We start from the raw sequence: 23738 nt of genomic DNA, 5'->3' as shown, positions 1-23738 counted from the left end.
GCGGAAAGAAGAAAGGAGCGAAGTGAAAAATGGAAACGGTCGACACCTATTTGGAATCGCTGTTCGAACCTGATGCCGATTTGGAGAGGGTGCTTAAAGGCATCCGCAGCCGGGGAATGCCGGAAATTTCCGTGGCGCCGGCTTACGGACGGCTGCTCACCCTGCTCGCTGCGGTGAAACAGCCGAAAGAAGCGCTGGAAATCGGGGCGCTTGGCGGGTATAGCGGCATTTGCCTGCTGCGAGGCATGCCCGCCGATGGCCGGCTGACTTCACTGGAAATCCGGGAAGATTACGCGGATCTGGCCGGAAGACATATTCGGGAAGCGGGCTTTGGGGACCGTTCGGAGATCGTCGTGTCCGATGCAGCCCGTGCCCTGGAGCGTATGACCGAAGAGGGACGCCGCTTCGACTTCTTCTTCATCGACGCGGATAAGGAGAACTACCCGCTGTACCTGGAGCAGGCGATCCGGCTGGCGCGGCCGGGCGCGCTGATCGCAGCCGACAATACGCTGCTCCGCGGCCGGACGGTCAATCCGGACAAGCAAGGTCCCTCCGTTCAAGCGATACGCGAGTTTAATCTCCGTATCGCCAGGGATCCGCGCTTGACCGGCGCCCATCTTCCCGCGTACGACGGCCTGGCTCTCGCCGTGGTGAAGTAGGGCCGCGCCAGGCGGATTGTCAATCATTTGTCATACTCCCCGTCCGGATTCCGGTTGTGGCGGCTTTGCAGAAAGGGCATAATGAAATGAAAAGTAAGAAAACCATTCCAGATCAGCAAAAGAGGATGCCGGATGGCTTATAACGACCGTTTTCTCCGGGCTTGCCGCAAGGAGCCCGTCGACCGGGTGCCCGTATGGTACATGAGGCAGGCCGGGAGATACGACCCCGATTATCGCAAAATCAAAGAGAAGTATACGCTGCTCGAAATTTGCCGGCAGCCCGAGCTGGCGGCAGAGGTGACGATGCTGCCGGTGAGAAAGCTCGGGGTGGACGCGGCAATCTTATATTCGGATATTATGAACCCCGTTGCTTCGATCGGCATCGATTTCGACATCGAGAAGAACGTCGGGCCGGTCATCCATAATCCCGTAGCGACCGCGGCGGACGTGGACCGATTGAAGCCGATCGACGTGGAAGGCGATTTGTCCCACGTGCTGGAGACGATCCGGATTTTGGACCGGGAACTTCAGGTGCCGCTCATTACGTTCGCCGGCGCCCCATTTACGCTGGCCAGCTATATCGTCGAAGGCAAGCCGACGCGGACTTACCTGAAGACGAAAGAACTCATGTACGGCAATCCCGGCGTGTGGCACCGCCTTATGGGCAAGCTGGCCGATATGGCGGCCGCTTACCTGCGCGCGCACGTTCGTGCCGGTTCCAAATCGGTTCAGCTGTTCGACAGCTGGGTCGGCGCGCTCTCGCCATACGATTTCCGCGAATACGTGCTGCCTCATATCGAAAGCATTTTCGCCCAGACGTCCGATTTGCCGGTTCCGAAAATCTATTTCCCCGGCGTAAGCTCGGGAGAACTTCTTCCCGATCTGACGGGCTTGAAGGCGGATGTGATCGGGCTGGATTGGCGCGTTCCGCTGGCCGAGGGCAGGAAACGGACGGGAGGCAAATTCGCGATCCAGGGCAATCTGGATCCTTACGTGCTTACGGCTCCGATCGAGGTGATCCGCAGCCAGGCGGCGCGTTTGCTGGACGAAGGCATGTCGCAAGACGGTTTCATTTTCAATCTCGGCCATGGTTTGTTCCCGGAAGCTTCGCTGGATAAACTCCGGGCTTTGACCGAATTCATTCATGAATATTCCGCCGGCAAACGGCTTTCGGAGGTGAAACCATGACGGAAACGCCGGCTTCCCCGATCGGGGTGCTCGTCATGTCTTACGGAACGCCCGAATCGATGGAAAGAATCGAAGCTTACTATACCCATATCCGCAGGGGCCATCCTCCGACGCCGGAGCAGCTGGATGATTTGACCCGGCGGTACGAAACGATCGTGGGCGGCGTGTTCCCGCTGCGGGAAAACACGAACCGCCAGGTGGAGGCGCTGCAACGGACGCTCGACGAATCGGCGGGTGCCGGCCGATACGCCTGCTATCAAGGCTTGAAGCACGCATCGCCGTATATCGAGGACGGGGTAGCCGCCATGGCCGCGGACGGCATCCGGGAAGCGGTCGGCATCGTCCTCGCGCCGCATTATTCTTCCATGAGCGTCGGGGGGTATATCAAGCGCGCCCAAGAAGAAGCGGAGAAACGGGGCGTAAAGATGGCGTTCGTCCGGCAGTATCATCTCCATCCTTCGCTGATCGAGGCGCTCGCCGAGAGAGTCTCTAAGGGACTGGACAAGTTCGGGGCGGAGCGTGACCGCGTGAGGGTGCTGTTCAGCGCCCACAGCCTGCCGGAGAAAATTCTCGAGATGAAGGATCCGTATCCGGAGCAACTGCTGGAAACGTCGAAGGCGGTAGCGGAAGCCGCGGCCGTGCGGGAATGGCAGTTCACGTGGCAGAGCGCGGGGCAAACCGGCCAGCCGTGGCTTGGACCCGATATTCTGGAAACGCTGGACCGTTTGGCCGCGGAAGACGTGAAGAACGTGCTGGTCGCGCCGGTCGGATTCGTCTCCGATCATCTGGAAGTGCTGTACGATCTCGACTTGGAAGCGAAGAAGCATGCCGCCGGGCTGGGAATGCATCTGGAGCGGATCGACATGCTGAACGACGATCCCCGGTATATGAAAGCGTTGGCCGATCATGTACGGGAGGCGTCCAAGGAGGTTCGACCATGACAAGCGGAAAAAGAAACGTTCGCGACGTGGCGGTGTTGGGAGGCGGTTTGACCGGCCTCACCGCCGCTTTTTATTTGTACCGGGAAGCCGCGGACAAGGGCGTACCGGTTCGCGTCACGGTGTGGGAGGCGTCGGACCGGCTCGGGGGGAAGGTGAATACGCTTCGCCGGGACGGCTTCGTCATCGAGCGGGGACCGGATTCGTTCCTGGCACGCAAACTTCCGATGGTCCGGCTGGCCGAAGACTTGGGACTGACGGAGCAGCTGACGGGAACGAACCCGGCGGCCAAAAAAACGTATATTTCCCGGGACGGGGTGCTCCATCCGATGCCGGCGGGCTTGAACCTGGGCGTGCCGACCGACCCGGAAGCTTTCTTGTTGACCGGGCTCGTGTCCGATGAAGGCAAGCGGAGGGCGCTGGAAGAAACCAGGTTGGAGTCTGCGCCCGCAGGACAACCGGACGAAACGGTGGGCGCGTTCCTCGAACGGCATTTCGGTCCCGAGATGGTGACCCGGATTTTCGAGCCGCTGCTAGCGGGGATTTACGCCGGGGACCTGTATGCTTTAGGATTAGAAGAAACGTTCCCCCAATTCCGGGATTTGGAACGGCAGTACGGCAGCTTGATCCGCGGCATGACTGAAGCCCGCCGCGCCCAGTCCGAGCGGCAGCCGGACGACGGAGCCAAGGAAAGGTCCATCGGTTCCGCTTTCCTGACGTTCCGCCGGGGGCTGTCCACGGTGACCGAAGCGTTGGAGGAACGGCTGCAGGCTTATGGCTGCGAGATTCGGCTCGGGACCCGAGCCGCTTCGCTGTCCGTATTGCCCGAGCAGCGTTCGGAGCGGCTCCGCTACCGCTTGAACGCGGCCGACGGACGGCAAATCGAAGCGGACGCGGTCGTGCTGGCGCTGCCGGCCCCCGCGATCGCCGATTTGCTGGAGCCGTATGCGGACGTGGCCTCCATGCGGGGAATCCATAGCGTCTCGGTGGCGAACGTCGTGTTCGCGTACGACCGCGCCGACATCGGACATCCCCTGGACGGATCGGGTTTCCTCGTTCCCCGCGGAGAAGGGCGCCTGATCACGGCCAGCACCTGGACTTCGTCCAAATGGCGGCACACGGCGCCGGAAGGCAAGCGGCTCATCCGCTGCTACGTGGGCCGCGCCGGCGAGGAGGGCAACGTGGAGCTGTCCGATGCGGAGATCGTCGCGGGCGTCCGCCGGGATTTGCATGAGCTGATGGGCGTTGACGCAGAGCCGGCTTTCGCGGAGATCACCCGGCTGCGGCATTCGATGCCGCAGTATCCGGTCGGCCACCGGCGGGCGGCATCCGCGTTCCTGTCCGAGCTGGGCGAGAAGCTGCCCGGGGTGTGCCCGGCCGGCCAGCCGTTCGGCGGCGTAGGCCTGCCGGATTGCGCGGCCGAAGGCCGGCGGGCGGCAGATGCGCTGCTAGGGCTTTGGAGAGGGAGCGAAGACTGATTCGGGAGGGGCGGCCATGAAGACGTCCGCTGTCATCTTGGCGGGGGGCCAAGGCCGCCGAATGGGCGGCGTCAACAAAGCGCTTCTGACTTGGGGACAGGAGACATTCCTCGAGCGCCTTCTGCAAGAGTGCCGCGCTTGGACGGACGATATCGTCATCGTGGGTTCAACGAATGAGAGCGCGGGAATTCTCAAGGAATCCTTGCCTGACGTTCGGATCGTTTCCGATTTGTATCCGGGAGAAGGACCGATGGCCGGCCTTCATGCCGGACTATCCGCGGTGTCGGGCGACATCGCCTGGGTGCTCGCCTGCGACCAGCCGTTGGCGAGCCGTGAGGCGGCCGCCCTGCTGCTCGACCGGCTGAGCCGCGAGCCGGAGGCCATGGCGGCGCTGCCCGTGCTGTCCGGGCGGCCGCAGCCGCTCCATGCCGTATACCGCAAGGATGTTGCCCGGTTGGCGGATACGCTTTTGCAACAAGGGGAGCGCAGGCTATCCTCCTTGCTGTCCCGCGTGCCGTGGATTCCGGTCGAACCGGCAACGTTCCTGCGAAACGGCATCCAGCCGATTTTCGCGGACGACGTCGATACGCCGGAGGATTACGCCCGTCTGGAGACGAAGGCGAAGAGAGGAGAGGATCTGCCATGAGCGGCGACGTAAGCCGGCCGGACCGGTTCCGCCGCCGCGCGGTGACGCCGGACGAAGCGGTCCGCAGAATCCTGGAACGCATCCGTCCTCTTGATGCGGAGACGGTGCCGCTTCCGGAAGCGTGGAACCGCAGGCTCGCGGAAGCCGTGACGGCTCCCCATCCGTACCCGCCTTTCCGGCGGTCCGCCATGGACGGTTACGCCGTGCGGGCCGAGGATTTGCCGGACGAAACCGGGGGCTCGGCGGAGCCAGCGGTCCTGCAAGTGCTGGAAACGGTGCCAGCGGGCATGGTGCCTCATCGGCCCGTCGGTCCGGGCCAAGCGTCCCGCGTCATGACCGGCGCCATGCTGCCGGAAGGCGCGGATACCGTCGTCATGCTGGAAATGACGGACGCGGGGGATCGCCCCGACGCGGAGACCGTGCGGATCGGCAAGGCGGTGCCGAAAGGACGCAACGTGGCGGAAGCCGGCAGCGAGCTTCAAGCCGGAGACCTGCTGGCGGCTGAAGGCTGCCGGATCGGCCCCGGCGAAACCGCGCTGTTGTCGGCTTTCGGTTTGGCTGGCGTTCGCGTCGTCCGGCGTCCCCGCGTCGGCATCCTCTCCACCGGAAGCGAGCTGCTGGAGGTGCACGAGCCGCTGGCGCCCGGGAAAATCCGCAACACGAACGCCTGGATGCTCGCGGGATCGGTAAGCGACGCGGGAGGCGAGCCGATCTTGTACGGCCGGGTGCCCGACGAGCCCCGTGAGGCTTACGCTTCCATTCTGAAGGGACTGGCCGAATGCGATCTGCTCATCACCACGGGCGGCGTCTCCGTGGGCGACCGCGACATTTTGACGGAAATCGTGTCCGAATGGCAGGGCGACGTATTGTTCGACAAAGTCGCCATGCGGCCGGGCAGCCCCACGACGGCCGCCGTGCGGGACGGCAAGCTGCTGCTTGCGCTGTCGGGCAATCCGGGCGCCTGTTTCGTCGGCTTCCATCTCTTCGCGGCTCCTGCCATTCGCGCCATGCTGAAGTGCGGACAACCGGTGCCGCAGACGTTCCAAGCCCGGACGGCAGAGCCGTTTCCCAAGATCAATGCCTACGCGCGGTACGTCCGGAGCCGAATCGAGATCCGGGAAGGCACGATATGGGTCCGGCCGACAGGGAACGACCAATCGGGGCTGATGGCCACGATCGCGGGCGCGGACTCCCTGATGGTGGTGCCCCCGCTCAAGACGGGAATCGAAGCGGGCGAATGGATGACCGTATTGCCGCTTCGGGAAGGGGGATGGCCATGAAAATCCTGCAGATCGTCGGCTACAAAAACGCCGGAAAAACGACGATCGCCCGCGAGATCGTCTCCATGCTGACCGCCGAAGGCTTGCGGGTCGGCACGATCAAACGCGATGCCCACGACGCCGATCCCGAGCCCGACGGCGCCGATACCCGCCTTCTCCGGGAAGCCGGCGCGCTCGTCTCCGCGCTGTCCTCGGACGCCCGTACGCTCTGGGTGCGGGAGCGGCCTGCCTCCCTGGAAGAACTGCTCGCCGCCATGCAGGAGGAAGCCGTTGACGTTGCCATCGTCGAAGGCTTCAAGTCGGCGCCCCATCCGAAGCTCGCGCTGCTGCGGGACGAAGCCGATCTGGAGCTCCTCGGCTTGTCCGGGCTTGCGGCCATCGTCCTTCCCGGACCGTGTCCTGCCGCGGAACAAGCCGCATTACCCGCCGGCATTCCGGTATTCCGCACGGACGGCCGCCGCTTCGGCACCTTGCTCGAATACGTGCGAAGCCAACTCCTCGATTAGACGATTTTATCCCTCTTTGGCCGGATTCCTCACTACTGCCGAACTCCTCCTCTCCTTATAATGGATCTCGAGAAGCCGCGTTTTTCCACGCCTCGTCCCTTGTCCTTGCTATAATGGACCTGGAAACGATCCTACGGGAGAGGACGGAACCGAGCCCCATGAGCTTGTCCAAACGCATTTTCGCCGCTTTTATCGCCTTTATCATCGTGCCGATGTTCGTGCTGGGCAGCGTTTCCTACCTGACGTTCCAGCATATCAACCAGGAAAAGTACGCCGAGCAGACGGAGTTGACGCTGAAGGCGGTAGGCCGGAACATCAACAACATGATCAAAGAGGCGAACTACTTCTCCGACTTCTGGGTCACGACCAAGGACAGCGTGGAGAGCGTGGAGGAGTCCCTCAACCCGAACGCCCCGGCCGCCGGCGCGGGATTGACCGGCAATCCGGAATACGACAGGCTGCTCGAAAAAGAACAGCTGCAGCGCAAAACGCTGCTGACGTATCCGGCCATCCGGTCCGTCACGCTGTATCGGAACGACGGCCAGACGATCGACGTCAGCTTCAACAACGTCAAGCCGATTCCGATCGAACGGTTGAAAGCCGACCCGGTGTATGCCGAAGTGATCCGCAAGAACGGCGTTCCGGTCTGGATCGGCCCCAACGAAAACCCGTCGCTGACCGGCAATGCCCGATTGTTCACGCAAATCCGCGTGCTCCTGGACATCGACACGCTCAAGAGCAAAGGGATCCTCGTCATTCGGTTCGAAATGAACGAGCTCAGCCGCATTTTCAACTTTTTCAGCAGCGAGGGCAAGCTCGACCGGCGCTATTTGCTGGTCAACAAAGCAGGCACGATCGTCTACGACAGCCAGGAAGCTTTAAACGGGAAAAACGTGGCCGATTACGCGGATGTCCGAAGCGGCATCGATTTGACGAGCGAAAGCTATCAGAGCAAAACGATGAAATTCCAAGGCCGCAAAAGCCTGGTCTCCGTGTCGGACTTACCGGAGCTGCGGCGGCTCGGCGTCGGAGAATGGAAGCTGCTGTCGGTCACCCCTTGGAATTATATTTCCGAGGACATGGCGGTCGTCCTGCGCTGGACGGTGCTGATCATCCTGGCGTCGCTCGCCTGCGCCATCGCGTTCAACCTGCTTTTCGTCCGCCGGACGGTCGCGTTCATCGAACGCGTCGTCAAAGCGATGAGGCGGGTAGAGCGGGGGGACCTGACGACGCAGGTTCCCGTGGTCGGCAACGACGAGACGACCGCCCTGTCCAAGGGCTTCAACAGCCTCGTCTACCGGGTGTCCGATCTGCTCGAGGACGTGAAACGGGAGCAGAGCCGCAAGCGCAAAGCCGAAATGATGCTGCTCCAGGCCCAGATCAAGCCCCATTTCCTGTTCAACGCGCTCGAATCGATCAATATCTTGGCGGTGCAGAACGACGGCCGCAAAGTCAGCAAAATGGTGCAGCTGCTCGCGAAAATTTTGCGCATCAGCATTCAGCAGAAGGAAGAAATCCGGATCGAGCAGGAGTTGGAACATCTCCAAAGCTACTTGGAAATCCAGAAATACCGCTTTGAAGATTTGTTCGATTACGAAATCGACGTGCCTCGCCATTTGCTGCCGAACCCCATCCTGAAGCTGACCCTCCAGCCGCTCGTGGAGAACAGCATCCAACACGGTTTCGAAGGGATCGGCTACATGGGAAGAATCCGCGTCACCGCGAAAGAGGAAGGCGGCGGCATCGCCTTCTATATCGAAGACAACGGAATCGGGATCTCGGCGGAGCGCCTCGCCAAGTTCGCCGACCAAGGAGTCACCTCGCTGGAGGAGATGTACGAGGAATCCCCCGAGACCGGCGAAAGGCGCGGGCTCGGCGTCGGCAACGTAGCCGACCGCATCCGCATCCACTACGGGGTTCCTTACGGTCTCATGATTTGCAGTTCTCCCGGACACGGCACGGCGATCAAATGCCTCATTCCGAAAACGGCGGGAGGTATCGCGCATGCGCATCAAAGCTCTGCTGGTGGATGACGAGGTCAATATCATCAAAAATTTGCAGTCGGTTATCCCGTGGGAGTCCATGGACATCGAAGTCGTCGGCACGGCCCGCAACGGGGAACAGGCGCTTGAGATCGTCCGGCGGGATTCGCCTCACCTCGTCCTCTGCGACATCCGCATGCCGGTCATGGACGGGATCCGCTTCCTGGAGGGTTTGAGGGAACTCGGTTCGGAAGCCGAAGTGATCATGATGACGGGTTATCAGGATTTCAGCTACGTGCGGTCCGTCATCCGCTACGAAGTGAAGGATTACATCCTGAAGCCGATCGATTACGAAGAGCTCGCCCAAACCGTGGAGCGTCTGGCCCGCGGCATCCGCAGCCGAAGCGAGGAGCAGCAACAGGTGCAGCAGGAGTGGCGTCGCGTATTCCATTTGGCGTATGAGAAGGTACTTTACGACCTGCTGGTCGATTTGGGAGGCGGGGCGTCCCGCTCGTTTCTGAGGGAGCATGAGCGGGAAACCGAAGGGCTCGCCTTCGCCATGATGCTGATCGACGTGGCGGATTACACCAAGAAGGAGCATCTATGGGAGGAGAAAGAGCGGAAACTTTGGAACTTCGCCGTGCAAAACATTTTGCAGGAAAGCTTGGCCCAGCTCGGCGTGCCGCATTCGGTGCTGCAAATCCGCAGCGGGGAATGGTGCGTCCTGATCGAGAGGGTGCCGCCGGAAACGTTCGACCGGCGCTTGGTGCTCGAGTGGGCGGAAAAGCTGCGCTTCTCCGTGGAGAGCTATTTGAAGCTCGGCATCCGTGCCGCCGTCCATCCGTTTCCCGTGCCGATCGAACGGTTGTCCAAAGCTTATAAAGGCCTCCAACGGATTCTCAACCTGTCTCCGTCCACCGCGGAAGGGATCATCGTCCCGGAGAAGGACCGCGGCGGCCAGGAGGTCTCCACCCACAAGCTGTGGGATTGGATCGAGGAAATGGTGACCGGACTCAAGCGCTGCGACAGAAGGCGGACGGAGACGGCGCTGCGCGAACTGAACGACAGCTTCCGCAGGCTCCCGGAGGCCTCGTCGGACCGGGCGGAGCCGATTCTGCATTACCTCTGCCTCCATTTGCTGAGGGAAATGCGGACGATGGACGTGATGACCCGCGAGGAAGAAGCGGACATCTGGCAGCGCCTCGACCGGAATCCGGGCGTCCGGGATACGCTGGCCGTCATCAACAAGCTGGTGGACCGGTCGCTGGACAGCGTCATGAAGAAGAAGACCAGCGAAGTGTTGATGCTGTCCGCGAGGGATTACATCGAGCGCAATCTGCCCTCGGATCTCAGCATCGACGCCCTGGCCGAATACCTAGGCATCAGCGGGAGCTACTTCAGCCTGTTGTTCAAACAGCATTTCGGCGAAACGTTCGTGGAATACGTCACGAAACAGCGGATGGAGATGGCCAAGTCGCTGCTGGCCCTCAGCGATAAAAGCGTGACGCAGGTCGGCGGCATGGTCGGGTATTCCGAGCGGCGGTATTTTACGCGGGTGTTCAGCAAATACACCGGCATGCTGCCCTCCGAATTCCGGGAACGTCATCAGAATCGAAAGGGCTTGGCGGAAATTCCGTCTTGGTCCGCGGGAGGAGAATAGTAAATCGTGTTAGCCGGGTTGGATTGGCGGTCGTTCGGGCTCAAGGAAAAAATCGGGCAATTGTTCATGTGCGGTTTTGAAGGCACGGAAGCGGACGAAGGCATTTTGCGGCTGATCCGCGATTACGGGCTGGGCGGCGTCATTTATTTCCGCCGAAACCTGCGGAACGCGGAGCAGGTGGCCGCATTGTCCGCAAGGCTGCAGAAGGAGGCACGCGTGCCTCTGTTCATTTCGATCGACCAGGAAGGAGGCATGGTGGTCCGCCTGGAGGAAGGCGTAACCGTCATGCCGGGCGCCATGGCGCAGGGAGCGGCCGGCGACGAGACGCTCACCCGCGAAGCGGCGAGACTGGCGGCCGGGGAGCTGCGGCAAGCCGGGATCAACATGAACTTCGCGCCCTGCCTGGACGTCAACAACAATCCGCGGAATCCGGTCATCGGCGTACGTTCCTACGGCGAAGATCCTCATCTGGTGGGCCGCTTGGGCACGGCCGCGATGGAAGGATACCGGGAGGGCGGGGTGCTTCCCGTCCTGAAACACTTCCCGGGACACGGGGATACCGCCGCGGATTCGCATTACGAATTGCCGGTCGTTCCCCACGCCCCCGATCGCTTGGAGCAAGTCGAACTGGTGCCGTTCCGCCAGGCGATCCGGCAGGGAGCCGGAGCGATCATGACCGCGCATGTCGTCTTTCCCGCTTTCGAACCCGAAGGGGTGCCTGCGACGCTGTCCGGCCGGATCTTGACGGGCTTGCTCCGCGAGCGGCTCGGGTTCGAAGGGGTCATCGTGACCGACTGCCTCGAAATGAAGGCCATTTCCGAGACGATCGGCGTCGCCCGGGGGGCCGTGCAAGCGATCAAAGCCGGGGCCGACCTGGTGCTCGTCAGCCACCGGATCGATCGCCAGACGGCCGCCTTGGAAGCCGTTTACGAGGCCGTGCTGGCCGGCGAGATCCCGGAATCCCGCATCGACGAATCGGTGGAACGGCTTTGGAACCTTAAAGCGGCGGGAGGCCTTTTCGATCGGGCCGTCCCGGAAGCCGACCGGAAATCGGCGGTGGAAATCTCTCGCCGATTAAGCGAGAAGGCCGTAACGGTCGTGAAAGGCGCCGCGGAGCTGCCGCTGGCCGCGGACCGGCCCGTGACGGTCATATGGACGGAACCCCGCGTGGGCACCGAAGTGATCGAAGCCGTCCCGCAGCATTGGACGCTCGGGGAAGCTTTGAAAGCGGAGGGTTACCGGGTACGGGAGGTGCGGATCGGCCTCGATCCGACGGAAGAGGAGGCGGACAAGGCCAACAAGGCCGCGGAAGGAAGCAGTACGATTCTGTTCGTTTCCTACGACGCGGGATTTTCGGCCCGGCAGTCCGGCCTGATCCGGCAGCTCGCCGCCCGCCCGGAGGGCCGCTTCGTGCTGATCGCGGGCAGGACGCCGTACGATTTGCTCGAAGCTCCCGATGCGGATGTATGGATTTGCACGTACGAAAACAAACCCGCGATGATGGACGCCTTGGCCGGCGTCTTGTCGGGCCGCCTCCGCGCCGAGGCCTGCCTTCCGATCACCATCGGGGAGTACGCACGGGGCAGCCGGAGCTCGCTTGGCTGAGCGGGCGGCATCTAGGGTTTCGCCGCCTTATAGACACTATCCCCTTCGCTCAGGAGGGGGCGGCACGAATCCGGCAGCCGGAAACCGTATCCAGCAACCGGTATTTAACCTACATCACTCGCAGCCTCAACACGCATCAACCAACACACAGTATCCAGCAGTACCTGGCACTCAACACGTACCTATGGCCGAGCGACCTTTACTGTCTGACTGATCGAAGGGGATAACGGCAATAAGCACGCTTTCCTCGAATCATCCTGAGCGAAGGGGATATTGGAGATAGACGAAATGAGACGCGCGATGCGGCAACCTGAGCGAAAGGGATAACGTCTATAAGGGCGGAGGGGAGAGACGTTCGATCATCCGCCCGCGATCAAGACCAGGGAATGGCGGCCGATCGGCCGTCCTTCCCTGGTCTTTTCGGCCATGCCGATTGCCGCGAGGAGTGGTATAATGGCCCAGAAGAACTTCTTACCGGAGGTTAGATCGCCCTCATGTCCTACTCGCGTTCCCGCACGCACGAAAAGAAAAAGGCGCGCCGAAGCCGCCGCGTCCGCCAATTGGCGCTGCTCAACGTGTTCCTTCTGGTACTGATCGCGGTTGCCGCGATCTGGCTGCTTAACGGGAGGGAATTCCCGCGGACGGGAACGGCCGCCGGGCCCGGAGCGGCGACGCACGCCTCCGAACCCGGGGCATCAGCGTCGGCAGACCCATCGGCGTCCGCGCCAAGGGGTTCGAAGGCTCCGGCATCGTCGGGATCGGCGTCCGGGGATTCCGCGTCCGGTGATCCCAATTCCGATGCCTCTTCGTCCGACGCCTCTTCGTCGGACCATCCGTTACCGTCAGGGACGGATCAGCCGAACGCCGGGGGCGAAGACGGGGACAAACTGACGCTCGCGTTCGTCGGCGATCTGTTGCCGGCGGGATCCGTGGCCGGCCTGATGCGGAAAAACGGATTCGACTATCCGTACCGGGAAGCCCGGAGCCTGCTCGAGTCCGCGGACATTACGGCGGGCAATCTGGAGTCCCCCATCACGGACCGGGGAACGCCGGAGGACGATAAGCAGTATTTGTTCCGGGGGCCCGCGGAAGCTTTGCCGGCATTGAAGGAAGCCGGCTTCGACGTTTTGAACCTGGCCAACAACCATACGCTGGATTACGGCTGGGTCGGCTTGCAGGATACGATGGACGCGCTGGACGATCAGGGGCTGCGGCATATGGGGGCCGGGATCGACGATCAAAAAGCGTTCACGCCCGTTTACGTTGAAGCGAAAGGGATGACCGTCGCTTTCCTCGGCGTGACCAACGTCGTTCCGAAAGTATCGTGGAAAGCCGACCGTCAGCACCCGGGCGTGGCGGAAATCTACAATGCGACCCGCGCGATCGCCGCGGTCAAAGCCGCCAAGGAGAACGCCGATCTCGTCGTCGTCATGGTGCATTGGGGCGTGGAGAAGAAAGATACGCCGATCAACGACCAGGTCGTGAAAGGCCGGCAATTGATCGACGCGGGCGCGGATTTGGTGATCGGCAGCCATCCCCACGTCCTGCAAGGCTTCGAATCGTACAACGGCAAATGGATCGCCTACAGCCTCGGCAATTTCGTGTTCAACACGACGGCATCCCCGAAAACGTCCGAGACGGGCGTCTTAACGGCATCTTGCGCCAAGGGCGGCGGCTGCGACCTGCAATTCCATCCGATGTTGGCCCGCAATTCGCAGCCGGCGCCGATGGACGAAACGGCCGGCCAAACGCTGCTTTCCCGGCTTGCGGCGGTGTCGGCGACAGTGAACGTAGAGGAGAACGGCGATATTGTGGAGAAGCGTTAAATACGGCATGAAACGGCTGTGGGACCGGCGCAAACGCTGGCTCCGGGAAAGGGTGGATTCGATGATTTCCCATAGCGATACCGAGCGGATAGCCCTGCATCCGTGCGTAGCCCACCGCGGTTGGTCCGGCAAGGCGCCGGAAAACACGATGGCCGCCTTCCGCCTGGCGATGAGCGAGCCGGCCGTGCAATGGATGGAGTTCGACGTCCATTTGTCCCGGGACGAAGTGCCGGTCGTGATCCACGACCCGACGCTGAAGCGGACGACGAACGGGCGCGGCCGGGTCTCCGAATGGACGGCAGCCGAGCTGTCGCGGCTGGATGCGGGCAGTTGGTTCGACCCCGCGTTTGCGAAGGAAGGCGTACCTACCCTCGACGAGGTGCTTGCCCTCGCGGCGGGCAGATGCCGTCTGAACATCGAAATCAAAGGGGAGGATTCCGCTCCCCCGCTCATCGCCCGTAAGGTGATCGAACTCATCCAAGCTCGCCGGCTGGAATACGACGTCGTGATTACTTCGTTCCGACCGGAGGTGCTGCTGGCCGTCCGCGAGTTGACGACGGTGATCCGGACGGGGCTGATCATCGACGACCAGCCGCCGGACCTGATCCCGAACGTCCGCTCGCTGGGCGCTTCGTTCCTGTCGATCGGATTCCGGCATTTGACCGGACCGCTGCTGCAGGAAGCGGAAGACGCCGGCGTGACCGTGATGGCCTGGACCGTCAATCAGCCGGCGGATTTGCAACGAATCGTAAGCCGGCCGGAACCGATCATGGTATGCACGAACTACCCCGACCGCTGGCTGGCGGCGATTACCCGACAGGAGGACCGTTAACCCGAATGGACATTCTGAACGTATACTGCGTGGGCCGCAATTACCGGCAGCACGCGGCCGAGCTCGGCAATGACGTGCCGGAATCCCCGATGCTGTTTCTCAAACCGTCGCATGCGGCGGTGCAATTAAAGGACGGGCTCCTTCGTCTGCCCGGCGGCCAAGGGGAAGTCCACTACGAAACGGAGCTGGTTTTGCGCGTCGGCTCTCCCTACCGGGAGGGCATCGCGCCGGACGAGCTATTCTCCCATGTCACGGTCGGACTCGATTTGACGCTGCGCACCGTGCAGGACGGCTTGAAGGCGAAAGGATTGCCGTGGCTGCCCGCCAAAGGCTTCCGCAATTCCGCGCCGCTCGGCGAATGGCTGGATTACCCCGGGGAAACGGCGCTTGCGGAGCTCGAGTTCGGTTTGAACCTGAACGGGAGAGAGGTCCAGCTTGGCAACATCCGGAACATGGTGTTCGGGTTAGCGAAGCTGGTCGAATTCGCGGGCCGCGCCTACGGGCTGGGACCGGGCGACCTTCTCTTCACGGGCACGCCGGGAGGCGTAGGACCGCTGCATGACGGAGACGAACTCGCCTGGCGGCTCGGGAACCGGACGCTGGGAAAGGCGAAAGTATCAATGGTCTGACGCAGCATACTCAACGAAAAAAAGCAGTCTAGCGACGAGATCGCCAGGCTGCTTTTTTGCAAGAATTGCCGGGGGATAAATTTTTAGTGCGAAGCTTCTCCGACGTCCGTCAGCCGATCGCGGATTTCCACCAGCTTCGGCAGCTCGCGGAAAAACACGTCCACGACGTCGGGGTCGAAATGCCGGCCGCGCTCCTCGCGGAACAACGCCTCGATTTTCTCGAGCGGCCAGGCCGGCTTGTATACCCGTTCCGCGCTGAGCGCGTCGAAGACGTCCGCCACCGCGGTGATGCGCCCGTAAATGTGGATGTCCTCGCCGCTGAGTCCGTTCGGATACCCTCCGCCGTCCCATTTCTCGTGGTGCTGTCCGGCCACGATCGCCGCGGCGCTGAGCAGCTTGCGCTTCGAGCCTTTAAGCAGCTGGTATCCGATCTTCGTATGGGATTTGATGATGTCGTATTCTTCGTCCGTCAGCTTGCCCGGCTTGTTCAATACGGCGTCGGGGATCGCCACTTTGCCGATGTCGTGCATCGGGGAGACGGTGCGGAGCACCTGCGCTTCCGCTTCGTCCATGCCGAGGCCGAGCGCGAGCACGTACGAATATTCCGCCACGCGCTTGACGTGGTTGCCCGTTTCCTTGGACCGGATTTCGCCGATTTCGCCCATCGTCGCGATGATCTCGCGCTGGGTGTCCACGATCTCCTGGTGGAGCATGACGGATTCCAGCGATTTGCCGGCGTACGATGCGGCGAGGGTGAGCAGTTCCAGGTCCCGCTCGGTGAAATAGTCGACTTTCGTCATCTTGTTGACCGCCTGGTAGGCGCCGATGATTTCGCCGTCGTTGTTCCGGAACGGGACGGTGATGATCGATTTCGTATGGTAACCGGTCCTCAGGTCGTTGTCCCGATTGTGCCGGGGATCGTTGTAGGCGTCTTTGATGATGATGGATTCTCCCGTGGCGATGGCGGTGCCCGCGAGCCCGGTGCCGTATGGAATCCGGATCTCGTCCACGCCGTGGGCGACGGTCGTGTACAGTTCGCCCCGCACCTCGTCGATCAGCCACACGGTGCAGCGGTCGGACAAAATCATCTCGCGCCCCATGTTCGCCATGAGAACGAGAACCTTCTTCAGCTCCGTTTCACTGACGATTTTGGCCATATAATCGAAGATGATCGTAAGCAATTGGTCCGAGGTGAGTTCCTCTTTGTACACGCGCTCCACTCCTTACCTGTTCCTAAATCTTATTCGCGCCGGATCGTGTCGAATCCTGCTGGTTTCTGTATTTTTCCAAGGAGGGTTCGGAGCGGCCTTCTAGAGAATTCTATCCCTCTTTATGGGAATGACTCCCTTACGCCGGCGGGGATTGCTCTTACAATGAGAAGTGTAAGCAACGCAACCATTTCCTTATAGGAGGGTCATGCAGTGAAAAGAAACCTGGTTCTCGTCTTCACGCTGCTCATGTCCTTGTCGCTCGTACTCGCGGCCTGCGGCAGCAAAAACAACGATTCCGCCGGTTCGTCCTCGCCCCCCGGCTCGCCGTCGGCATCCGCTTCCGAGTCGCCGAACGCCTCTCCTTCGGCCTCCCCGAGCGAAACGAAAGTCGAGCCGTTCACGATGTCGCTGCGGCACATCCAGATCGGCGATCCGCAGAAATTCCGCAAGGCGATTCTCGACGAAGTCGTGAAAAGAACGCAAGAGGAAGTGCCGGGCTTAACCATCGAGCTCGACGGCGTCGAAGACTCCGTCAACCGCTTCACGAAGCTGCCCGCCGAAATGGCCGCCGGCAATCCTCCGAAAATTTTCGACGTGTTCGGCGGAGCCGCCGACACCCAGAAGTACGCGAAGGCCGGCCGGATGCTGGATCTGACGCCGATCCTGGATGAACTCGGCCTGAGAGACAAGTTCCTGAGCGGCGTGCTCGATCCGTTCTCCGTGGACGGCAAAGTGTACGGCCTGCCGATCGGCGGCAACACGGAAGGCATTTTCTATAACACGGAAATTTTCCAGCAAAACGGGCTGAACCCGCCGACCACGTGGGAAGACCTGATCAAAGCGGCGGATACGCTGAAAGCGAAAGGCATCACCCCGTTCGCGACGGGCAACAAAGCCGCCTGGGTCGGCAACATGCTGGTCAACACGCTGATCGGCCGCATGGCGGGCGAAGGCACGAATCCCGGATTCATCACGGGCGCTTCCAAATGGAATTCGCCGGACGTCGTCGCCGCCTACCAAATCATCGCCGATTGGGAGAGCAAAGGCTACTTCACGAAAGGCGAGCTCGGCAAAGAATACGGCGACATGCTGAACGACTTCGTCGCGGGCAAAGCCGGCATGATGTTCGACGGTTCCTGGCGCTCTTCCGCCTTCAAGGATGACGCCGTGGGCAAGGCGATCGCGGGCAAGGTAGCCTTCGTGGCGCTGCCGCCGGTACCGAACGGCAAGGGCAACCAGACGTCCGTCAACGCCAACTACGGCGAAGGTTACGGCTTCTCCTCCGATCTGAACGACAACGAGAAAGCAGCCGTCAAAGCCTTCATCAAAAACATGTACAGCGACGAAATGCAGCTGCGCGGCCTGCTGGAAGACGGCGTGCTGCCGTCGATGAAGCTGGGCGACGATTCGGTCGCGAAAGTCACGGACCCGCTCGTCAAGCAAGTGCTCGACGTGCTGAAAAACGCGGGCGCATCCTTCCCGCACTTCGATTCCATCGTGCAGTCCAAAGTCAACGCGGAAACCGAAGCCCAGCTGCAAAAGCTGATCGCGGGCAAGGCGAAGTCCGATGCCGTCGGCGCCGCGATCCAGAAGGTGCAGGACGCGGAGAACGCCGCATCCGCGAAGTAATCCGCCGGCAACATGGACGAAGAAGGCGCCGCCCGCCCCGATCGGGCGGCGCTCTTCCTTTTCGAAGGGGGCTTTCCGCCGATGAAGACGACGCTTAAAAATCCCTACGTATACCTCGGTTTCGTATTGCCGACGATCGCGCTCTATTTCCTGTTTTTCATCTATCCGATGCTGACCTCCGCCGTTTACGGATTCACCGACTGGAACGGTCTGGACAGGCGCAATTTCATCGGCTTCGACAATTTCGCGAATGCGTTCGGGGATGCCGATTTCCAGCATTCCATGTACAACAACCTGTATTTCATCGTGTTTTCCGTTTTCGTCCAAATTCCGCTGATCGTCGTCTTTTCTTTGCTGATCAGCGGCGTCAAGCGGCTGCAAGGCTTCTACAAAACGACGGTGTTCCTGCCGTCCATCCTGTCGACTTCGGTCATCGGGATCTTATGGGGCTACATCTACAATCCGGATGTCGGCCTGATCGCCAGCATACTGAAAATATTCGGCGCGGAGCCGATTTACTGGCTGGGAGAGTCCAAATGGGCGATGTTCGCCATCCTGATCACGAACGCGTGGCAATGGATGGGCTTCTACATCGTGCTCATCCTGGCGGCCATCCTGGCCATTCCGAAAGAAATCGACGAGGCCGCCCGCATCGACGGGGCTTCCGGCGCGCAGCGGGCATGGTATTTGACGGTGCCGCTCATCCGGCCCGTCATTAACGTCGTCGTCATGCTTTCCATCGCCGGAGCGCTGCGCGTGGTCGACATCGTGCTCGTCATGACGGACGGCGGTCCCGCGGGCGCGACGGACGTCATGGCGTCCTACATGGTTTCCAAAGCGATCAAGTTCGGCGACTACGGCTACGGCACGGCCTTATCCATCATCATCTTCGCGTTCGCGTTGCTGCTGACGGCTCTGTACCAATTCGCGTTCGCCAGAAGACAGGAAAGGGTGGAGTACTGATGCCGGCCGCTTTGCGCAAATCCGTTCCCCATGTCGTCATGATGGTCTATGTCGTCGTCATCCTCGTGCCGTTCCTGTTCGTCCTGTTTTCTTCGTTCAAGGCGAATAATACCGAAATCGCGCTGCACCCGTTCGGACTGCCGAAGTCCTGGAAATTTTCCAACTACCAGGAGGCCTGGGTGAAAGCGAAAATCAGCGTGTATTTCTGGAACAGCCTGTACCTGGCGGCCGCCGCGGCCGCGGTCGGCGTGCTGCTTTCGGCCGCCACGGCTTTCGCGCTTACCCGGATGAAGTTCCCGAAAACGAGCGCGGCCATCTACCAATTCGTGCTGATCGGCATGCTGATTCCCGGCAACGTGCTGTTCATTGCCCAATATTTGCTGGTCCGAAACCTGCACATCCTGAACACGCACTGGTCGCTGTTCCTGCCCTATGCGGCCGGAGCGCTGCCGTTCAGCGTGCTGCTTATTTGCGCGTTCATGCGGGCCATCCCTACCGAGCTGGAGGAGGCCGCGGTCATGGACGGGATGTCCGCGCCGGGCTTGTTCGCGCGGATTATCCTCCCGCTGACCGTGCCGGCGCTCGTCACGGTGTTCATCGTCAATTTCCTGGGCAACTGGAACGAGTACCTGCTGGCGCAGTTTTTCATCAGCAAGGACGCGCTCCGCACTTTGCCGACGGGCATGGTCCAGTTCCGGGACGCGTTTCAGACGAACTACGCGCTGGTGTGCACGGGGATCGTGTTCAGCGTCGCTCCCGTCGCGGTGTTGTACGGTTTCCTGCAGAGAACGATTATCGAAGGCCTGACGGCCGGAAGTTTGAAAGGATAAATCCGAATCAGCCCAGAATGATTTTGCCTTCCGGATAACGGAAAGGCTCTTTTTTTGCCTTCGATTGGAGCGCGAGCGCGATCGTGAACGGCCCGAGCCGCCCCGCGAACATGAGCAGGATGATCACGGATTTGCCGAACGGGGTGAGCTGCTGGGTAAGTCCCGCGCTGAAGCCGACCGTCCCGAAAGCGGAGGTCACTTCGTAAAGCACCATAAGGAACGGCTGCCTCTCCGAGAAGGACAAGACGATCGTGGCGCCGACGACCACGAACAAAGCCACGAACATGACGGTGATCGCTTTGTACACCATCACTTTGGCGATCCGCCGGCGGAACAAGTCCACGTCTTCCTTGCCGCGGACCATCGTGAAGAAGGCGGCCGTCATGATCGCGAAGGTGGTCACCTTGATCCCGCCGCCCGTCGATCCCGGGGCCGCTCCGATGAACATCAGGATGACCATGAAGAAATGCGTCGCCTGCCTCAAGGATTGGGTGTCCATGGTGCTCGTCCCGGAGGAGCGCAAACTCGTCGATTGGAACAGGGAGGCCAGCATTTTCTCCCAGACGTTCAGCGAGCCCGTGGACAGCGGGTTCGTGTATTCGAAAATGAAGATGACGACGGCGCCCGCCACCAAGAGTCCTCCCGAGAAGGAAAGGACGACTTTGCTGTGCAGCGAAAGCTTGCGCAGCTTCGGATAATCGATCAGATCGGACAAAACGATGAACCCGACGCTGCCGAGAAAAATGAGCACGATCGAAACCGCGTTGAAATAGACGTCTCCGACGTACGGCGTGAGTCCGCCGATCAGGTCGAAGCCGGAATTGTTGAAAATGGAGACCGCGTGGAACAGGCCGTAGTACAGCGCTTGGGCCGGAGGCATCCGGTCCAGCCAATGGGCGGCGAACAGCAGCGTCCCGATGCCTTCGATCACCATGGAATACTTCAGCACTTTGCGGATGAGACGCACGATGCCTTCCGTGTTATGATGATTGAAGGCTTCCTGCAGCACGAGCCGCTCTTTATAGGAAATCTTCTTGCCGATCATGAGCGAGAACATCGTCGCCATGGTCATGAAGCCGATCCCGCCCGCCTGGATGAGCACCAGGAGAACCGCTTGCCCGAACCAAGTGAACGTCGTGCCGGTATCCGTCACGACGAGGCCGGTCACGCTGGCCGCGGATGCCGCGGTAAAGAGCCTGTCCTGGAAACCGAGGGTTTGGCCGTCCTGGACGGAGATGGGAAGCGAGAGCAGGGCGGTGCCCGCCGCGATCAACAGGGCAAAGCCCAGCACCAGCACCTGCTGGGGCGTGCGGCGGGAGATGAAGGTACGATTTTTCAAAAAAAGACAACCCGTTTCTATCGAATATAGGAAAAACTACCCCTATTGTAACGGAAACGATCGGGAGGGACCAGCCGTGATTGTCCATTCCTTCCCGCCGGCGGCGGACGAGCGTTCCCGGCTGCTCATCCTGGGCAGCATGCCGGGCGTCGCCTCCTTGCGGGCCCATCAATATTACGGGAATCCCCGCAACCACTTCTGGCCGATCCTGTACCGGCTGTTCGCCGGGCGGGAGCCGGACGCGGCTTACGAAGAGCGGCTGCGGTTCGCCTCGGAACACCGCATCGCTTTGTGGGATTCCATCGCCGCCTGCGAGCGGGAAGGCAGCCTGGACGCCGACATCAAGAACGTCGTCCCGAACGATATCCCCGGGCTGCTCCGCCGGTTCCCGCGGATCGCGACGATCGTCTGCAACGGAGGCAAATCGTACGCGGAGCTGATGAAGCACCACGGTTCGTCGCCGGAAGTGGCGGAGCGCCGCGTAGTGAAGCTGCCGTCGACCAGCCCCGTGCCGACGCCCCGGTATCGGAACCTGGAGGACCGCCTCGAAGCATGGCAAGTCATCAAGGAATTCGTCTGAAACGCAAAAGGCTTGGAAGCCCTGACCCACAAGGGTCGGGACGTTCCAAGCCTTTTATCCGCCGGCCGTCGGCCGCCCTGGCGATTATTTGCCGGAAGTGAGCTGTTCCATTTGCTCGATCAGGTCCTTGAACACGCTCATCGCCTGCCGGATCGGCTCCGGAGAGGACATGTCGACGCCGGCTTTTTTCAGGATGTTGATCGGGTAGTCGCTGCCGCCGCTTTTCAGGAAGCCGAGATACCGGTCCACCGCCGGAGCGCCTTCTTCCGTGATCTGCTTGGCGAAGCTGGTCGCCGCGGAAAAACCGGTCGCGTATTTGTAAACGTAAAAGCTGGTGTAGAAATGGGGGATGCGGGCCCATTCCATCTCGATGTCTTTGTCGACGACCATTCCGTCCCCGTAATATTTCTTGTTGAGGTCATAATAGATGCCCGACAGCTCCTGCGGCGTAAGCGCCTCGCCCTGCTCCGCTTTTTCGTGGATGATTTTCTCGAACTCCGCGAACATCGTCTGGCGGAACACCGTCGTGCGGAACTGGTCGGCGTAATACGTCAGCAGGTACATTTTTTCCTTCGGATCCGTCGATTTCTCCAGCAGGTAATGCATGAGCAGCGCCTCGTTCAGCGTGGAGGCGACCTCCGCCAGAAAAATCGGGTATTGCGCGTCACGGTAATTATTGTTCGCGTCGGAGTAATACGAATGAAGGGCGTGGCCCATTTCGTGCGTCAGCGTGAACATGCTGTTGAGATTGTCCTTGTGGTTCAGCAGCACGTACGGGTGGGTGCCGTAGGCGCCCCAGCTGTAAGCGCCGCTGCGCTTGCCTTCGTTCTCCTGCACGTCGATCCAGCGGCTGTCGAAACCTTCCTGCAGCGCTTTCCGATACTCCTCGCCGAGCGGGGTGAGGCTGTCATAGACCGTTTTCTTCGCATCGTCGTAGCCGATGTCCATATCGAATTCCTCGACGAGCGGCGTGAACAGGTCGTACATATGAAGCTCGTCGACTTTCAGCAGCTTTTTGCGCAGGGCCATGTACCGGTGCATGAGCGGCAGGTTCTCATGGATCGTGGCGATCAGGTTGTCGTATACCGATTTCGGGACGTTGTCGCCGAAGAGGGACATTTCCAGCGCCGAAGGGTATTTGCGCGCCCGCGCGTAGAAAATGTTCTTCGTCACGTTGGCGCTTAAGGTCGAGGCCAGCGTGTTTTTCCATTTGCCGTACGTATCGTAAACCGCTTTGAACGCTTCGCGGCGGACTTCCGGATTGCGGCTTTCGAGGAACTGGATATAGCTGCCGTGGGTCAGCTCGACTTCCTCGCCCTTGTCGTTTTTGACTTTCGGGAACTTGAGGTCCGCGTTGTTCATCATGCTGAAAATGGTATTCGGCGCTTGCGACACGTTGCCGACCTGGGCGAGCAGCGACTCCTCGCTTTTGGAGAGGACGTGGGGCTTCTGGCGGAGCATCTCCTCGAGCGTCCGCTTGTATTCGGCCAGCTTCGGATCTTCGGCGAGCTTGCGCAGCTGCTCCTCCGGCAGGCTCAGGATTTCCGGCGTGACGTAAGACAGCGCTTCGCCGACCTCGACGCTGAGCTTTTTCGACTTTTCGGACAAGGCTTGGGGGCCCGGCTCGGCCGTATCCTGGTGGTGCAGCATGTTCGCGTACACGTATAGGCGTTCCGTCAGCAAGGAAATTTCGTCTTCCATCGCGAAGCAGCGGGCGATCGTGTCGGCGTCTTTCAGCTTGCCTTGGAATTCGCCGGCGCGGCCGATCAGCTGCTTCACCTTCGCGTACTCCTCGTTCCAGGCCGCTTGGTCCGGGAACAGGTCTTCCAGGCGCCAGGTGCTTTCCACCGGGACTTCGCTTCTTTTCAATACTTTGTTCATCGCGGGCATTTCCCTCCTTGGTAAAATCGACATGCTCGATAAGGACAAAGCCGCCAAGGCGGCGGCGATCGGCAGG

At 61.0% G+C, this 23738-nt stretch carries 20 protein-coding genes; 17 read left to right on the top strand and 3 right to left on the bottom strand.

Features of this window, described 5'->3' with window-relative positions; genetic code table 11:
* Positions 1 to 29: 29 nt before the first annotated feature.
* The 13 genes from PTZ19_RS17655 to PTZ19_RS17595 all read left to right on the top strand — a co-directional run bounded on the left by PTZ19_RS17655 (position 30) and on the right by PTZ19_RS17595 (position 15229).
* Positions 30 to 659: an O-methyltransferase gene (locus tag PTZ19_RS17655; RefSeq protein WP_276356402.1), complete on the top strand. Its 630-nt coding sequence runs from the start codon at positions 30 to 32 to the stop codon at positions 657 to 659.
* Positions 660 to 791: 132 nt separating this feature from the next.
* Positions 792 to 1847 (top strand): uroporphyrinogen decarboxylase, encoded by a 1056-nt coding sequence (hemE, locus tag PTZ19_RS17650; protein WP_276356401.1) that lies wholly within the window; start codon positions 792 to 794, stop codon positions 1845 to 1847.
* Positions 1844 to 2788 (top strand): ferrochelatase, encoded by a 945-nt coding sequence (gene hemH / locus PTZ19_RS17645; protein ID WP_276356400.1) that lies wholly within the window; start codon positions 1844 to 1846, stop codon positions 2786 to 2788. Before hemE ends, hemH begins: the two co-directional genes overlap by 4 nt.
* On the top strand, positions 2785 to 4263 hold the full coding sequence (gene hemG, locus PTZ19_RS17640; protein WP_276356399.1) for a protoporphyrinogen oxidase: 1479 nt from the start codon (positions 2785 to 2787) through the stop codon (positions 4261 to 4263). The genes hemH and hemG overlap by 4 nt, the downstream gene beginning before the upstream one ends.
* Before the next feature lie 16 nt (positions 4264 to 4279).
* A complete protein-coding gene (gene mobA / locus PTZ19_RS17635; protein WP_276356398.1) occupies positions 4280 to 4909 on the top strand; it encodes a molybdenum cofactor guanylyltransferase in 630 nt (209 codons plus the stop codon).
* A complete protein-coding gene (locus PTZ19_RS17630; RefSeq protein ID WP_276356397.1) occupies positions 4906 to 6189 on the top strand; it encodes a molybdopterin molybdotransferase MoeA in 1284 nt (427 codons plus the stop codon). The genes mobA and PTZ19_RS17630 overlap by 4 nt, the downstream gene beginning before the upstream one ends.
* Positions 6186 to 6695, top strand: a complete 510-nt coding sequence (mobB, locus tag PTZ19_RS17625; RefSeq protein WP_276356396.1) for a molybdopterin-guanine dinucleotide biosynthesis protein B — start codon at positions 6186 to 6188, stop codon at positions 6693 to 6695. Before PTZ19_RS17630 ends, mobB begins: the two co-directional genes overlap by 4 nt.
* A 158-nt stretch (positions 6696 to 6853) precedes the next feature.
* Complete coding sequence (locus PTZ19_RS17620) at positions 6854 to 8728, top strand: cache domain-containing sensor histidine kinase (RefSeq protein ID WP_276356395.1); 1875 nt, start codon at positions 6854 to 6856, stop codon at positions 8726 to 8728.
* Complete coding sequence (locus PTZ19_RS17615) at positions 8700 to 10337, top strand: response regulator (RefSeq protein WP_276356394.1); 1638 nt, start codon at positions 8700 to 8702, stop codon at positions 10335 to 10337. The genes PTZ19_RS17620 and PTZ19_RS17615 overlap by 29 nt, the downstream gene beginning before the upstream one ends.
* A 6-nt stretch (positions 10338 to 10343) precedes the next feature.
* Positions 10344 to 11942 (top strand): beta-N-acetylhexosaminidase, encoded by a 1599-nt coding sequence (nagZ, locus tag PTZ19_RS17610; protein ID WP_276356393.1) that lies wholly within the window; start codon positions 10344 to 10346, stop codon positions 11940 to 11942.
* A 494-nt stretch (positions 11943 to 12436) separates the two neighbouring features.
* Entirely contained in the window at positions 12437 to 13768 is a 1332-nt protein-coding gene (locus PTZ19_RS17605) for a CapA family protein (protein WP_276356392.1), read from the top strand.
* The gene (locus tag PTZ19_RS17600; RefSeq protein ID WP_276356391.1) at positions 13752 to 14600 is read left to right on the top strand and encodes a glycerophosphodiester phosphodiesterase; all 849 of its coding nucleotides are present in this window, start codon (positions 13752 to 13754) and stop codon (positions 14598 to 14600) included. The genes PTZ19_RS17605 and PTZ19_RS17600 overlap by 17 nt, the downstream gene beginning before the upstream one ends.
* Before the next feature lie 5 nt (positions 14601 to 14605).
* On the top strand, positions 14606 to 15229 hold the full coding sequence (locus PTZ19_RS17595) for a fumarylacetoacetate hydrolase family protein (protein WP_276356390.1): 624 nt from the start codon (positions 14606 to 14608) through the stop codon (positions 15227 to 15229).
* An 83-nt stretch (positions 15230 to 15312) separates the two neighbouring features.
* Here the strand turns inward: PTZ19_RS17595 and PTZ19_RS17590 are convergent, their stop codons facing one another.
* Positions 15313 to 16440, bottom strand: coding sequence for an HD domain-containing phosphohydrolase (locus PTZ19_RS17590; protein ID WP_276356389.1), 1128 nt, complete (start codon positions 16438 to 16440; stop codon positions 15313 to 15315).
* Between the two features lie 210 nt (positions 16441 to 16650).
* Between PTZ19_RS17590 and PTZ19_RS17585 the strand changes: the two genes are divergently transcribed.
* From PTZ19_RS17585 to PTZ19_RS17575, 3 genes are all read left to right on the top strand, one after another.
* A complete protein-coding gene (locus PTZ19_RS17585; RefSeq protein WP_276356388.1) occupies positions 16651 to 18069 on the top strand; it encodes an extracellular solute-binding protein in 1419 nt (472 codons plus the stop codon).
* 81 nt (positions 18070 to 18150) lie between these two features.
* A complete protein-coding gene (locus PTZ19_RS17580) occupies positions 18151 to 19032 on the top strand; it encodes a carbohydrate ABC transporter permease (protein WP_276356387.1) in 882 nt (293 codons plus the stop codon).
* Complete coding sequence (locus PTZ19_RS17575; protein ID WP_276356386.1) at positions 19032 to 19862, top strand: carbohydrate ABC transporter permease; 831 nt, start codon at positions 19032 to 19034, stop codon at positions 19860 to 19862. Before PTZ19_RS17580 ends, PTZ19_RS17575 begins: the two co-directional genes overlap by 1 nt.
* A 7-nt stretch (positions 19863 to 19869) precedes the next feature.
* Here the strand turns inward: PTZ19_RS17575 and PTZ19_RS17570 are convergent, their stop codons facing one another.
* Positions 19870 to 21222, bottom strand: coding sequence for a TrkH family potassium uptake protein (locus tag PTZ19_RS17570; protein WP_276356426.1), 1353 nt, complete (start codon positions 21220 to 21222; stop codon positions 19870 to 19872).
* 55 nt (positions 21223 to 21277) lie between these two features.
* Between PTZ19_RS17570 and PTZ19_RS17565 the strand changes: the two genes are divergently transcribed.
* Positions 21278 to 21781, top strand: a complete 504-nt coding sequence (locus tag PTZ19_RS17565; RefSeq protein ID WP_339329340.1) for a DNA-deoxyinosine glycosylase — start codon at positions 21278 to 21280, stop codon at positions 21779 to 21781.
* A gap of 84 nt (positions 21782 to 21865) precedes the next feature.
* On the opposite strand, the gene pepF is transcribed toward PTZ19_RS17565, so the two are convergent.
* Positions 21866 to 23662: an oligoendopeptidase F gene (pepF, locus tag PTZ19_RS17560; protein ID WP_276356424.1), complete on the bottom strand. Its 1797-nt coding sequence runs from the start codon at positions 23660 to 23662 to the stop codon at positions 21866 to 21868.
* Positions 23663 to 23738: the final 76 nt, after the last annotated feature.

The organism is Cohnella caldifontis (genome assembly GCF_029360585.1).
Taxonomy (GTDB): domain Bacteria; phylum Bacillota; class Bacilli; order Paenibacillales; family Paenibacillaceae; genus Cohnella; species Cohnella caldifontis.
This window is presented reverse-complemented; position numbering and strand designations above follow the sequence as displayed.